This is a genomic window from Rahnella sp. CJA17(1/100), assembly GCF_963881615.1.
GTDB lineage: Bacteria > Pseudomonadota > Gammaproteobacteria > Enterobacterales > Enterobacteriaceae > Rahnella > Rahnella aceris.
In genome coordinates, this window is sequence record NZ_CAWOJA010000022.1 from 106,710 (window position 1) to 120,663 (window position 13,954).

Sequence of the window (13,954 nt, forward strand, 5' to 3'; positions counted from 1 at the left end):
GGATATCTCAGCTTCAGAAAGTGTTAAATCACGATAGAGATCTCCTCAGTGAGGAAAAAGTAGGGTAGGTTTCCATAATATACGGACGATGATGTCCGTAATCGGGGGCAGTAATGGAAAATCTCAGTAGCCTGAATACCTTTGTACAGGTGGCAGAAACCCGCAGTTTTGTGGCAGCCGGGCGAATTTTAGGCGTATCGGCGTCGGCGGTAGGTAAAAGCATTGCGCGCATGGAGACCAGGCTGAATGTGCGGCTGTTTCACCGCAGCACCCGCAGCGTGACGCTGACCGTCGAAGGGACGCTGTTCCTCGAACGCTGCCGGCGCATTGTGGCGGAACTCGAGGCGGCAGAAAGCGAGCTGTCGCAACTGGCGGAAAGTCCGCGCGGCAGGTTGCGGCTGAGTTTGCCTCAGGTCAGCACGCTACTCTTGCCGGTGCTGGGCGAGTTTATGCGTCGTTATCCCGATATCGGGCTGGATCTGGATTTCACCGATCGCATCGTTGATGTGGTGGAAGAGGGGTTTGATGCTGTGGTGCGCACCGGCCAACTGGCTGATTCGCGATTGTCGATGCGCAAGCTGGGTACTTTTCATCATTTACTGGTCGGCGCGCCGGATTATTTTGAACAGTATGGTACACCTGCGAAGCCGCAGGAACTGGTTGATCACCGTTGTCTGCATTTTCGCTTTCCTAACAGCGGAAAGCTTGAACCATGGCCGCTGCCGGAATATCAGGATTTATCGCTGCCGGTATCGATGGTTTGCAATAATATTGAAACGCGCCAATGTTTTGCCCTGCAGGGGCTGGGCATCGCCTGTCTGCCTGATTTCAGTATCCGCAAGGAGCTGGCGGGCGGGCAACTGGTGACCGTGCTGGATGATTACGTGAAGCGCAGTGGTGATTTTTACATTTTATGGCCCTCCGGCGGTTATATGACGCCGAAGTTGCGGGTGTTTATTGATTTTCTCAGTGAACGGGTTTTCCCTGAAAATCCCGAGCTGGCGCTGCTATGTCCTCATTAAATCTGTTGTTAACTAAGGGAGTGTGTGATGAGTCATTCTGTCTTAATTGAACGCTTTTCTGCCGCCGATCAGCGCGGTGTGGTGGATGTGATTTTACCGATCCAGAATCAGGAATTTGGCATTGTCATCACCGAAGAACAGCAGCCTGATCTGCATGACATTCCGCAATTTTATCAGCGCGGCGCCGGGGATTTCTGGGTTGCCCGCTATGAAGGGAAAGTCGTGGGCACGCTGGGACTGAAAGATATCGGCAATGCGCAGACAGCACTGCGCAAAATGTTTGTCAGCGCGCCTTTTCGTGGCAGGGAGTACGGCGTGGCCACATTGTTACTCAACACGTTGTTGCATCATGCCCGGGAGAAAAATGTGAAAGATATTTTTCTCGGCACGACAGACAAGTTTCTGGCGGCGCATCGCTTTTATGAAAAGAACGGTTTTAAGGAAGTCACGGTGCCGGATCTGCCGCCAGCCTTCCCGCTGATGGCGGTAGACAGTAAATTTTACCGGCTAACCTTCTGATTTTTAATACTGTCAGTTTGCTGACGTGTCCGTGTCAGGTTGCTGTCGTGTTGATTTCCGATCCTGCGTTGCATGCTGATTGGGTGTTCAACATTCACTCTACAGGTAAAAATTATGAATCAGAGCAAAATCAGGCAACTTCGCATTTCCCGTGCATGGTCTCAGGAACAACTGGCAGAACTTTCCTCACTGAGCGTGCGCACGGTGCAGCGTATCGAAAATGGTGAGCAGGCCAGCCTCGAAACCCTCGGCGCTATCGCAGCAGCCTTTGATATCAAGGTTTCTGAACTGACAGAAAACGATGCGAAAACGGGCAGTGCTTCGGGGCAGGCGCTTGACGACCAGATAGAAAAAGCCAGATATCAGGTAGCGGAAGAAAGCAGTTTTTATCGTTCCGTTCTGTTGTGGGCGGTGGTCAATGCCGGTCTGTTCGCGATAAACCATTACACCTCACCGGATTCAGTCTGGTTCGTCTGGCCCCTGTGTATCTGGGGCGGCATTGTGTTGTTGCGGGGGTTACGCATTTTTGTTTTTCGCGGATCGGTTGAGCGCTGGCAGAAGGCGCGTTTACAGAAGTTAATACGCAAGCTCTGATCCGGAAAAAATGCTACTAAAGCGCCCGTGTTAATCGTAAGCAAAACTGCCCTGACTGAGACATATCAAAACCCTTGCCGGACATGCTGCTATCCTCTGTAATATTCAGGGTCATTAGCTCAACGGACAGAGAATGGATCAGCAGCGGCGGTTTGCATTTAATCTTAAGAGACTGATATTGCTTCTTGCACTGGTGAGTACGCTTGTCACCTTGCTCAGCAGTTATCTGGCAATTTTTCAGGTAGAGAAGAAGCTCCTTACCGAATCCTCCCTCAGGGCGAGTCAGTCGTTCGCTACACGACTGTCGCTGACGGCTGATTTGTTTTTCAATGCCGCAAACAAGCAGGTGGCCTATAGCGCCGATTTACTCGGCGAGCGGTTTAACAATGTTGATGCACTGACTGAAGAAGCCGATCGTTTGCAGTTGCAAAGTAAGCGCTTCAGCTCGGTGCTGGTGGTGGATACCACCGGCGTCGTGCGGGCGGCTTCACGAAACTCTGCGGCGATGGTCGGTTTAAAACTGGTGTCTGATGCCAATACCGCTGCGTTGAAAACGCAAAATCCGGTGCTCAGTTCCCCCTTTCTCACTCCACAGAATAATCACATCATTGTGCTTTCCTCACCTATCCGTAATGCGCGTGGCGGCTATCTCGGGTATCTGGCCACCGAAATTGACCTGAGCAAAGGCAGCATTGTGGATACGCTGATTAATGCCCGCAATTACCGTAAAGACGCCTATATCTATGTCATCGACCGTGAAGGCGACGTGTTGTATCGCGACGCGTCAGGCTGGAGCGAAAGCGCGCCACAGGGGCATGTGAACAAGGCACTTTTGGGCGGACGGGAGCAGGGTTTTTTGCGTATGGAAAACCTGCAAGGCGAAGAATCTCTGGCGGGTTTCTCTACGGTGGAGGTGGCGGGCTGGACGGTGCTGGTGCTGCATCCGGCGAAAGCCGATGTGATACTGCTGTATCACGTAATGATGCAGGTTTTGATCTACACGTTGCCGATCGTCATTCTGGTGTTCATCTGCATCTGGCTGCTGACGCGCTATATTTCGCGGCCGCTGCGGCAGCTTGCCTCGAAGGCTGACACCATGGACTCACATGATGTCTCCGAGGAAATTCAGCAGATCAATGCCTGGTATTACGAAGCATCGAAGCTGAAAACGGTGATGTTGCAGGGGATCCGTTTGTTGCATCAGCGTATCGAACAACTGAGTACCGAAGCCCATACCGACCCGATGACCGGGCTGCTGAACCGGCGCGGTTTTTATGAGGCGGTGGATAAACAGCTAAAGGAATCGTCGCGCGTTGCGGTCATCACCCTCGATATCGATCACTTCAAAAAAGTAAACGACACTTTCGGACATGACGTGGGCGATAGGGTGATCACCCAACTGGCGCGCCACATTCTGAGTAATTCGCGGGAAGGCGATCTGCTGTGTCGCATGGGTGGCGAGGAATTTTTGCTGCTGCTGCCCGGCGCGTCACTGACGCAGGCCACCGGGCTGGCCGAGCGTTTGCGCAAGCAGGTTGAAATGCAGCAGTTTGAGGGGGCCGGTCAGGTCACGATTTCACTCGGCGTTACCCTGTTCTATCCCGGAAAAGCCAATATTGACGGGGCATTGAAAACCGCGGATAAAGCGCTGTATCAGGCCAAAAATAAAGGGCGTAACTGCGTGGTGAATTTGTAGATTGGATGAGGCTAAACGACCAGCCAGAAGGATGAGAAAAGGCTCAGGCATTGCGCCTGAGCTTTGACTTAGCGTGAACCCGGCAGCAGGGATTCAGTGCATTTGAAGACGTCTTCGCGGAATTTGCGTGAGGCATCATCCAGATCAGCCTGATTGGCGACATCTGCACGGTTGGCTTCCAGCGCCTGATTGACCGCAAGGGTGAACGCATTTTCCTGGCTGGCATTCAGCACATTCCCCACGCTGCCGAACAGCAGACGCATGGCGGAAATCTGCACCAGCAGCTCACGGTTTACGCGCTCAAGCTGGTCAACACGTTTGTTCAGGGTCTCGTCATTCATAGGTGTCTCCTTATTTAATTGCCGCACACCATAACAAAAGCACCGCAATGAAAAAACCGTCTTGCGGCGGGCGGGTCTTTGCCTGGTGGATTAACGCACCATTTGCTGCATCTGACGGCTGAGTTGCATCAGTTGCGCATTCAGCGGAACCAGTTGTTGCTGGATGGCGTTGTATTTATCCAGTTGTTTCTGGTTGGCGAATTGCAGACGGTTGCCGGTGATGGTGACGTTTTTGCCCTGACTTTTGATGAAGTCTGCCTTCGCTACAATCAGGTTCAGCACCTGCGGCAATAAATCAAACACCTGCTCAGTGACGGCTGACGGTTTAACGATGGTTTTCTCATACACCTGATCGTAAACCTTCTTCAGGTCTTCCGGCTGTTTCAGCGCTGCATGCTGCGTATCGGCCTGGGTTTTCAGCAGCACGATTTTCTCTTTCCATCGTTCACTGCTGTCAGCCATTTTCTTCAGATCATCGCGCTGCTCAAGCAGGTTACTGACACTGTTTACGCCGTTCATACCGGCAAAAACCGGCACCAGCGAAGAATCCAGTTCGATATTCATCTGATGATGAAAACCGGTGATAATCGCGTAATCTTTAGTGTAATCGCCAAAATCTTTTTTCTGCGCTTCGGTCAGTTGCGGGACGGCCAGCACGGGTTTATCGAGGATCCGCGACTGAAGAAAATCTATAAAGGCTTTGCGTTGTGCGGGTTCTTTATCACCGCAGCCGCTGAGGACAACAATCATCAGCAACATCATAAAAGGGAGCAAAAATACGCGGTGTGAGGTCTGTAAGCGGGGCGCTGAGTGCATCATTTCCTTGTTCCTTTATCTCCATCATCAGAGCCTTAACCTTAACGCATAAAGATATTTTTTTGCTAGATCAGCATAGCTATCTTCGCTAACGTCACTCTCAGAGTCATTTATTCAGGGAATGTATCACTTTGAAGCATAAGTCATTTTCGATAAAACAGTTTGCGCCGGTGCTGGTCATGATGATCCTCGCGGGGTGTACCTCGACGAAAAAAAGCGCAACGCCGGTGCAAAATCCGCATGACGTGAAAGCGGATATCGTGCGGCTGATGCCGACATCAGCCCCTGACAGAAAAGGTTGGGCGACCGATATTACCGCCGCTTTCACCACGCAGAACATTCCGGCAACCACCGAAAATATCTGTTCTGTGCTGGCGGTGGCGCAGCAGGAATCCAATTTCAACGCCGACGCACCGGTGCCGGGATTAAGCAAAATTGCGTGGAAAGAGATTGACCGGCGCGCCGATGCGGTTCATGTGCCCAATTTCCTGGTGCACACCGCGTTGTTGCTGAAATCCCCGAACGGCAAATCCTACAGCGAGCGGCTGGATAACGTAAAAACCGAGAAACAGCTGAGTGCGATTTTTGATGATTTCATTGATATGGTGCCGATGGGGCAGAAGCTGTTCGGCAATCTGAATCCGGTGCATACCGGCGGGCCGATGCAGGTCAGCATCGCGTTTGCCGAGCAAAACGCCAAAGGCTATCCGTATAAAGTTGAGGATTCAATCCGCAACGAAGTGTTTAGCCGCCGCGGCGGCGTGTATTTTGGCGTCAAACATCTGCTGGGGTATCCGGCGAATTACACTCAGCCGTTATACCGCTTTGCCGACTTTAATGCTGGCTGGTATGCCAGCCGCAACGCCGCATTCCAGAGTGCGGTAAGTAAAGTGTCCGGCATTCCGCTGGCACTGGACGGTGACCTGATTAACTACGGCACTGATAAACCGGGCGGCACAGAGCTGGCGGTACGCACACTGAGCAAACGTCTGGACATCAGCAATTCGGCCATCCGTAAGGCACTGGAGAAGGGCGAACAACTGGAGTTTGAAGAGACCCGGCTCTACAAGCAGGTCTTCGCGCTGGCGGATAAAACCACCGGAAAAAGACAACCACGGGAAATGCTACCGGGCATCACGCTGGAAAGTCCGAAGATTACCCGCAAGCTGACTACCGCGTGGTTTGCTAAGCGGGTAGACGGTCGTCGTGCGGATTGCATGAAAAGAGCGGGAGGATGATTCTTAAAGCCTGCCGGAACCGGGCAGGCTTTCTTATTATTTAATCGGGCTACAGCCGTTGTCACGGGCGGCCTGAGCGATATTTCCGGTTGGAATAAATCCGCCGGTAATATAATCCCGTTGAAATAAAAGCTTGCTTAATAAATCCGCCTGTGTGTAAATAGCGTCAACGGTTTGTGGTTAAGACCTATTTATGTAAGACATTTTAGTAAAGCAGTTCCTGGTTCAAGTGATATAGCAAATCCTTTCTCCGACGAATTTCCTTCTCTGATGCATCCATAAGTATTTCAAATAAAAACAGACCTATATTGCCCTATGGCATCATAAAATAAAAACGAAGAAGGTATTTTCTATGTCTAATAAAATGACTGGTTTAGTAAAATGGTTTGACGCTGGTAAAGGTTTCGGTTTCATCTCCCCTGCAGACGGCAGCAAAGACGTGTTCGTTCACTTCTCTGCAATCCAGAGCAATGATTTCAAAACCCTGGACGAAGGTCAGAACGTTGAGTTCACCATCGAAAATGGTCAGAAAGGCCCATCAGCGGGTAACGTTGTCGTTCTGTAATGTCGCCTGATATTGAAGGCAAACACTCTGCAATAGCGAAGATGGGTTAAACCCGGAGCAGCCAGAATAATTGTTTCAATATCGACATTATCAATGACAAAAATAAACCCTGGCCAACGCCGGGGTTTATTATATATAAGCTTCTGAATTTATTTCCGGGAGCCATAACAGAAAAGCCAGTTGGATTATTTCACCCGTTGTTTTTTCTGTTATGAAATGGCCGTGCTCAGGCCGCGCAATGTCGGAGTGTTCGATGGACGCTTGCGCCATAATATGACGGCCGGGAAAGCACCGGCAAATTCCCTTTATCCTTTGGGCTGGCTCTGCGTTGGCCGCCATCACTCACCCCAGTCACATACTGATGTATGCTCCCGGGGAAGCGTTCTGTTGCCGCCTTGATCCAACCCAAATGCTTGCGGGAATTCCCTTTATCCTTTGGGCTGACTCTGCGTTGGCTTCCTTCGCTCACCCGAATCACTTACATAAGTAAGCTCATCGGGATTCCTTCACTTGCCGCCTTCCTGCAACTCGAATTATTCGTGCATAAGAGCAAATCGCTCATCTTCCCAAATCCCAAAGGATGCCTTTGCCGGAAAACAGGCAAAAAAAAGCCCGCACGCGGCGGGCAAAATAACAGGGTTCTACAGGGGTATTACACAGGGACATCACACAACATTTGATGGATTTAAGATATCAAACCTTGTGTATGGTTTTGTCATCGCCCGGTAAGGTTAATCCAGCAGATGTAAGCCTTATTTGTCCGCATAATGCGTAATCACCTGATCAATTTTGCTGTCCGCCAGCGCAATGCCCTTCTGTATCAGAGACTCAGAACCGATGCTTGCCAGCACGATAACCACGGCAACAATCATTAATCCTTTGTATGTCATGATGAATCTTTCCGCATAGCTTAATGAATGGCAGCATTATGCGACGATACGACAAGTATCGCCACAGGAAGAGAAAGCAGAGGGAAAGGCGTTATGCGCCTAAATGGCCGACAGTGAAATACGTGACCAGGCCAACGATCACCAGCAGCGCAATCGCAGAGGCAGTATAAAGAATGATGCGTTTAGGGCTGTAAAATGCCATGAAATGTCCTTATTTATCCGTCGTCGTTAACGCTGTTTACTCACAGAAGTTCCATCATCAGGGCCATCACATAACCGATCCCGACAGAGCCTCCTGCCATCATTAACCAAAAAGCAGTGGCCTTCATTTCACACTCCTTGTGCGGGACGAATTGTCCCAATCATTTGTTTCATGATGCAATTATAACAAACATATAATCCATATGGATAAATATGTGCTTTTATTTTAAGCAATGTGTCTGAGAAATCCCTTTCTGAACTGTGAAGCATCTCGCTAATCTGCCCAAAAGCAATGACGAAGCAGGGGAGATGATTGTGCTTATGCACATCGTTTAATGCATTGATAATATGCGGTAATAAGGCCAGTGAGTCCTTGCGGGTGATCAAAGCTTGGGCGACTGCACAATGGTAAATCCCGGTGTACACATCTTACTTAGTGTTGCAGTTGTTCATAATTTCAACGCTAAGGGAACACCATGAACGGTCATGAAAACAAAGCGGTACGCAGTGCAAACCGCAAATTCTTTGCCCGCACCATTCCGATGCTCATCCTGATGTTGATCATTAACCAAATCGACCGCACCAATGTCGGATTCATCAAGCATAGCCTGGAAACCGACGTAGGCATCAGTACGGCAGCGTTCGGTTTCGGTGCCGGGCTGTTCTTCGTCGGTTACGCGCTGTTTGAAATTCCCAGCAACATGCTGATGGACAAGTACGGCGCGCGTGTCTGGCTGACGCGCATCATGATCACCTGGGGTGCGGTGGTTTTTGCCATGGGCTTCGTCACCACACCGATGCAATTCTACGTGCTGCGGTTTCTGCTCGGTGTCGCTGAAGCCGGTTTCTTCCCGGGGATCCTGTTCTATTTCCGCAAATGGGTGCCGAATGTTTACCGCGGCCGTGCCACGGCGTTGATCCTCACCGGTTCCGCAGCCGCGTACTTGCTCTCCGGCCCGGTTACCGGTGGCCTGCTGGAACTGCATGACTTTATGGGATTGCCGGGCTGGCAGTGGGTGCTGTTTATCGAAGGTGCGCTGTCGGTGCTGGTAGGGATCGTGGCGGCATTCTTCCTGGTGTCGAAACCTGAAGAGGCAAAATGGCTGACTGCTGAAGAGAAACTTGCGCTGAGTAATGCGCTGAGCACGGAATCCAGTTCGCGTGATTTACATACGCAGGGTCAGTCGCGCTGGAAGCTGATCACTGACGGCAAAATGGCGTACCTGTGTTTCCTGTTCTTTGTGATGTGCATGACCGGTTACACGCTGGTGTTCTGGCAGCCGGAGATCATCGGCCGTATTCAGGGGCTTTCCCCCTTCCAGATCGGCATGCTGAATTCCGTTCCGTGGATTTGCGCCATTATCGCCATCAATATTCTGGGCCGTGTCAGCGACCGTTTCCGCGGCAGTCGCGAAACCATTCTGGCGCTGGCGTTGATTGTGGCTGCGATCGGCACCTGCCTGTGTACTGTCGGCAGTCCGTGGTTTGGCTTATTTGCGCTGTGCGTGGTGTGTATCGGGACGAAATCCAGCGCGGTATTGTTCTGGCCGATCCCGCAAAGTCAGCTACCGTCATCCATCGTGGCGCCGGGGATTGCGCTGATCAATTCGCTGGGCAATCTCGGCGGTTTCTTCGCACCGGCGGTGTTTGGTTATCTGCAACAAACCACCGGCAGCACCACTGCGGGTTTGTATATCCTCAGCGGAATTTCGGTTTTCGCCGCTATCACGCTGTTCTTCACCAAAACTCACCGCACGCCAACGCAACCTGAATATCACGCCCCGCAGGGAATGGAGCCAAAACGTCATGTCTGATACGCCTAAAATTGTCGAAATGCAGGTCATTCCGGTCGCCGGTTACGACAGCATGCTGCTGAACATTGCCGGTGCACATAACTGTTATTTCACCCGTATTTTGCTGGTGCTCAAAGACAGTGCCGGACATACCGGCGTGGGCGAAGCGCCCGCCACCGGCGTGGTGCTGAAGATCCTTAATGATGCCATCCCGCATATCGTCGGGCAGAAAATTGGCATCATGAATCAGCTGGTGAGCGATTTGCACAAACGGGATCTGGAGGAAAACCGTCAGCCGAAACCGGTGCTGCCGGGCTTCCGGCCGTGGGATCTCGAACGTCATCACAATGCCGTCGCGGTTCTGGAAACCGCACTGCTGGATCTGATGGGGCAGTTTCTCAATCAGCCGGTGGCGCAACTGCTCGGCCCCGGTAAACAGCGCGATGAAGTGCCGGTGCTCGGTTATCTGTTTTATATTGCCGACCGGCAAAAAACCGATCTGGATTATCAGCCAGGAAAGGCGCAGCCGGGGCAGCATCCGTGGTATCACCTGCGTCATCAGGAGGCCATGAGCCACGAAAAAGTGGTGCAACTGGCGGAAGCGGCACAGGATAAATACGGTTTTAAAGATTTCAAACTTAAAGGCGGCGTGCAGGCGGGTGAAGTCGAAATAGAAACGGTCAGGGCACTGAAAAAACGCTTCCCGCAGGCGCGGATCACCGTGGATCCGAATGCGTCCTGGTCGCTGGATCAGGCGATTTCGCTGTGCAAAAACATGCACGGGATTTTGTCTTACGTTGAAGATCCGTGTGGCGCGGAGCAGGGATTTTCCGGACGTGAAACGCTGGCGGAATTTAAGCGCGCCACCGGATTACCGGTCGCGACCAATATGATTGCCAACGACTGGCGGCAGATGAGCCATGCGCTGCAACTGAATGCGATCGATATCCCGCTGGCTGATCCCCATTACTGGTCCATGCGCGGGGCGAATACCATCGGCACATTATGTAATGCGTGGGGGCTGACGCTTGGCTGTCATTCGAACAATCACTTTGATGTGTCGCTGGCGATGCTGGCGCATCTCGGGGCGGCCGCGCCCGGCGAGATCACGCCATTTGATACACACTGGATCTGGCAGGAGGGACAGCATCTGACCAAAAACCCGTTGCAGATTAAAGACGGTAAACTGGCGCTGAATGAACTGCCGGGGCTGGGCGTTGAACTGGATATGGATGCCGTCGGCATCGCCCATCAGCGTTACAACAACCTGCGGCACAAAGATCGCGATGATGCGATCGCCATGCAGTATCTGATCCGCGGCTGGGCGTTTGACGGCAAGCGCGCCACTTTGGTTCGCTGACGTCGGGCTGACTGGCGTGTGGTGACTTAAGCGAGTTTTATTTCAAATAATCGGTGCGGGCGTTCAGTTTGTTATGCGCGCTGGCATCGATAGTTGTGGAAGGTCTGGTGCTGCTTTCGCTGGCTTTACGATTCAGTTCAGAAGCCACTTCCTGAGCGCTGGAAGGGTAAGCCTGAGCGAAACTGTTGAACGTGGTCATTGAGATCATCAGGCCAAAAAGAGCGAGGGTAATGCGTTTCATTTTGCAGGTGTCCGGTCTGTTCACATTTTGTCATAAGGGTACGTGATTCAGCGGCCGATTTTATATGCTTTCTTCATAAGAAACGGGAGCTAATTGTGCTCCCGTTCATCATTTATGCTGTGCTCAGCTGCTGTGTTACACGTGCTGGAGCGTATTATGCGCTTCTTCTGACTTATTCGGTAAGCGAATTGTGGCAGAAAGAACCAATGACACAATCAATAATACAGTGATGATGCTGAAGGTCACTGCGAAGCCACCGAACAGGGAAGCCACCAGTGAGGCAAAGATGCTGCCGATACCGAAGCCCAGATACAGCAGGCCGTAGTTTTTGGTCATGTTGTTCAGGCCGAAGAAGTCGCTGACCAGTGAAGGGTAAACGGTGATGGTTCCACCGAAGCTGAAAGCGACGCAGGCCACGGAGAGGAAGAACATCATTTCGTTCATCTGGGTGAACAGCATCATGCTCATACCGGCCAGCGACACAATCTGCGCGATAGAGATAACGCGGATACGCTGCATTTTGTCAGACAATACACCCAACACCAGACGGCCACTCAGGTTAGCAATCGCAATCACGGTTACGGCGTTGGCGGCGGTCAGCGCATCCAGTTTAACCAGGCTTTGACCGATATCTTTCGCCACACCAATCACATACAAACCACTCATGCAGGCGGTCAGGAACATCAGCGCCAGCATCCAGTATTGCGGTGCACGAATGGCTTCGGACAGGGTAAAATCACGGCTGTCGTTGCTGTTATCGTTCAGGGTGTTTTCCTCACGGGTGACGGCTGATGTTTCCTGTTTCGGCGCATCTTTCATCATCAGTGCGCCGGCAATCACCATCACCATCGCCACACCACCCCAGATCATGAAGGTGTTTTGCAAACCTTCTGTCGCCAGCAGATGACCGCAGACGAATTTGAATAACAGACTGCCCAGCCCGTAAGCACCGATTGAACAGGCTGAAATCATGCCTTTACGCTCAGGGAACCATTTCACGCAGTTGGTGAGGGTCAGCAGGTAACCGGCACCGTCCGCCAGACCGACCAGCACGCCGGCGCTGATGTACAGCATGATGACGTTATCGGAATGGGCGGTCAGCGCGAAACCGGCGGCCATCAGTAAACCGGCGGCGATGGTGACGGCACGCACACCAAACCGTTCCTGAAGTTTACCCGCAACGGAAGAGGCGAGAGCCAGACACAGACTCAGGATACCGAACGTCAGTGCAACGCGGCTGATCGGTTCGCCGAGTTTTTCGGACAACTGACCGTTAAAGAGACTCCAGGTATAAACGGAACCCAGTGCAAGCTGAGTAAGAATGGTACCGGCCAGTGTCAGCCAGCGGGTACGGTTGTCGTTCTGCATGCCAGATTTGTCACTCATAGTGGGTTCTCCCGAGCGAAGTAGATTCAATTAACTGTGGCTATGATAAGTCCGCGGAATGGATGCGGATGATTTGTGGAGTGAGATGCATGAGTTGCGGAATGAAATGCATCCATGACGGCATGAGTCGCCATTTTCTGGCTAAAATCAGCTCAAAATTGGACTTAAAACACCGCTGCAGGCCTTGCGGGGCGCGGGTTTTAGTTGATCTGGATCACTAATCTGTTATTTAGTTTTTTCAGGCAGGGCTACAAAGGTTTCGTTGTGTCATTGGCTGCATCAGAAAGATTCTGACCGGGGGAGTTTTAAACGATTAATTATTAATAAGGTGAAAAAAACGAGCTGTTTGAGCTCGTTTTTGTTTCTGCGTTCCGGCCTACAAGGCCCCGGTATTCAGCGCGGCATTAATCGCGGCCGCGACGCCGGTCGGGTTTTCCCACATCATCGAGTGACCGGCTTGCGGCACAATGGCGGTCTGAACGCCATGTTGCGGCAAAACGGCGACATCCGGTTCAGGCAGTGAAAACTCACCAAACAACACCGTCGCAGGCATTTCAAGCTGATAAAGCTGTTCGCGCCATGATACCGTTTCCCCCTTTACCAGCCCGACCGCCTGACGGTGGATGGCCAGCGGCGAGGCGATGCTCATACATCCTGCCCAGATGTGATTATTCCCGCGTACGGCGACATCAATCAGATGTGCATGGCCCTCGCGCAGATATGCTTCTTCTGAATACTGTGTCACCGCGCGGCTGAAGGTGCCGCCGCCGGCATCCAGATTTGGCTCGGCGACAATCAGGCGCTGGATCAGATCAGGGCGTTGCGCTGCCACCATAATGGCAATGCTGCCGCCCATGCTGTGACCGATTAAATTGACCTGTGGCACACCCAGGCTTTCCAGCCAGGCAATCACACAATCAGTATGCGCCCGGAGGCTGTAGCTGAAATCATCGGGTTTATCGCTGTAACCTGAACCGGCGAAATCCAGCAGCAGCGAGCGACGCGGGCGCAGGGAAGCATCTGTCGCCACCCGTGGAAAATCGCAGGAAGCTGCACAGCCGAGACCGTGTAAAAAGACCAGCGGCACACCCAGCCCTGGTAACTCGTGGAAACGTAAATGCATTTCCATACCGGGTACTTTGAACGATTTCATCTCAATCCTTTGTTAATCACTTAAGTGCAATCTGCGGATTATAGGCAGGATTTTTCTTAGCGGCAGTATAAAAAAGGGGTGAACACGCATCCGGGACTGGCGGCATCCTCAATGATGGTGGATTCCCGTTAAGTCATTC

14 protein-coding genes are annotated in these 13,954 nt (G+C 51.9%); 8 read left to right on the forward strand and 6 right to left on the reverse strand.

Annotated features, from left to right (window positions below):
- Positions 1 to 113: 113 nt before the first annotated feature.
- The 4 genes from AACU55_RS11965 to AACU55_RS11980 all read left to right on the forward strand — a co-directional run bounded on the left by AACU55_RS11965 (position 114) and on the right by AACU55_RS11980 (position 3,831).
- Positions 114 to 1,022, forward strand: a complete 909-nt coding sequence (locus AACU55_RS11965; protein ID WP_134705500.1) for a LysR family transcriptional regulator — start codon at positions 114 to 116, stop codon at positions 1,020 to 1,022.
- Between the two features lie 27 nt (positions 1,023 to 1,049).
- Complete coding sequence (locus AACU55_RS11970; protein ID WP_013574331.1) at positions 1,050 to 1,541, forward strand: GNAT family N-acetyltransferase; 492 nt, start codon at positions 1,050 to 1,052, stop codon at positions 1,539 to 1,541.
- A gap of 114 nt (positions 1,542 to 1,655) precedes the next feature.
- The gene (locus AACU55_RS11975; protein WP_013574332.1) at positions 1,656 to 2,135 is read left to right on the forward strand and encodes a 2TM domain-containing protein; all 480 of its coding nucleotides are present in this window, start codon (positions 1,656 to 1,658) and stop codon (positions 2,133 to 2,135) included.
- A 133-nt stretch (positions 2,136 to 2,268) separates the two neighbouring features.
- A complete protein-coding gene (locus AACU55_RS11980; protein WP_037036438.1) occupies positions 2,269 to 3,831 on the forward strand; it encodes a sensor domain-containing diguanylate cyclase in 1,563 nt (520 codons plus the stop codon).
- A gap of 68 nt (positions 3,832 to 3,899) precedes the next feature.
- Here AACU55_RS11980 and AACU55_RS11985 read toward each other — a convergent pair whose 3' ends face one another.
- Together AACU55_RS11985 and AACU55_RS11990 are read right to left on the reverse strand one after the other, a co-directional pair.
- On the reverse strand, positions 3,900 to 4,172 hold the full coding sequence (locus tag AACU55_RS11985) for a hypothetical protein (RefSeq protein ID WP_015689466.1): 273 nt from the start codon (positions 4,170 to 4,172) through the stop codon (positions 3,900 to 3,902).
- 90 nt (positions 4,173 to 4,262) lie between these two features.
- Complete coding sequence (locus AACU55_RS11990) at positions 4,263 to 4,991, reverse strand: DUF3053 domain-containing protein (protein WP_134705501.1); 729 nt, start codon at positions 4,989 to 4,991, stop codon at positions 4,263 to 4,265.
- A gap of 176 nt (positions 4,992 to 5,167) precedes the next feature.
- Between AACU55_RS11990 and AACU55_RS11995 the strand changes: the two genes are divergently transcribed.
- Both AACU55_RS11995 and cspE read left to right on the forward strand, forming a co-directional pair.
- Entirely contained in the window at positions 5,168 to 6,226 is a 1,059-nt protein-coding gene (locus AACU55_RS11995; RefSeq protein WP_051931124.1) for a DUF1615 domain-containing protein, read from the forward strand.
- A gap of 352 nt (positions 6,227 to 6,578) precedes the next feature.
- Complete coding sequence (cspE, locus tag AACU55_RS12000) at positions 6,579 to 6,791, forward strand: transcription antiterminator/RNA stability regulator CspE (RefSeq protein WP_013574336.1); 213 nt, start codon at positions 6,579 to 6,581, stop codon at positions 6,789 to 6,791.
- A gap of 752 nt (positions 6,792 to 7,543) precedes the next feature.
- On the opposite strand, the gene AACU55_RS12005 is transcribed toward cspE, so the two are convergent.
- Positions 7,544 to 7,681: a hypothetical protein gene (locus AACU55_RS12005; protein WP_013574337.1), complete on the reverse strand. Its 138-nt coding sequence runs from the start codon at positions 7,679 to 7,681 to the stop codon at positions 7,544 to 7,546.
- A gap of 677 nt (positions 7,682 to 8,358) precedes the next feature.
- Here AACU55_RS12005 and AACU55_RS12010 point away from each other — a divergent pair.
- On the forward strand, positions 8,359 to 9,696 hold the full coding sequence (locus AACU55_RS12010) for an MFS transporter (protein ID WP_013574339.1): 1,338 nt from the start codon (positions 8,359 to 8,361) through the stop codon (positions 9,694 to 9,696).
- Positions 9,689 to 11,035, forward strand: a complete 1,347-nt coding sequence (locus AACU55_RS12015; protein WP_037036435.1) for an enolase C-terminal domain-like protein — start codon at positions 9,689 to 9,691, stop codon at positions 11,033 to 11,035. Before AACU55_RS12010 ends, AACU55_RS12015 begins: the two co-directional genes overlap by 8 nt.
- Positions 11,036 to 11,072: 37 nt before the next feature.
- Here AACU55_RS12015 and AACU55_RS12020 read toward each other — a convergent pair whose 3' ends face one another.
- The 3 genes from AACU55_RS12020 to AACU55_RS12030 all read right to left on the reverse strand — a co-directional run bounded on the left by AACU55_RS12020 (position 11,073) and on the right by AACU55_RS12030 (position 13,815).
- Positions 11,073 to 11,276: a hypothetical protein gene (locus AACU55_RS12020; protein WP_013574341.1), complete on the reverse strand. Its 204-nt coding sequence runs from the start codon at positions 11,274 to 11,276 to the stop codon at positions 11,073 to 11,075.
- Between the two features lie 135 nt (positions 11,277 to 11,411).
- Positions 11,412 to 12,662, reverse strand: a complete 1,251-nt coding sequence (locus AACU55_RS12025) for an L-lactate MFS transporter (RefSeq protein ID WP_134705503.1) — start codon at positions 12,660 to 12,662, stop codon at positions 11,412 to 11,414.
- Between the two features lie 376 nt (positions 12,663 to 13,038).
- Positions 13,039 to 13,815 carry an alpha/beta fold hydrolase gene (locus AACU55_RS12030; protein ID WP_134705504.1) on the reverse strand — a complete coding sequence of 259 codons (777 nt, stop codon included), beginning with the start codon at positions 13,813 to 13,815 and terminating at the stop codon, positions 13,039 to 13,041.
- Positions 13,816 to 13,954: the final 139 nt, after the last annotated feature.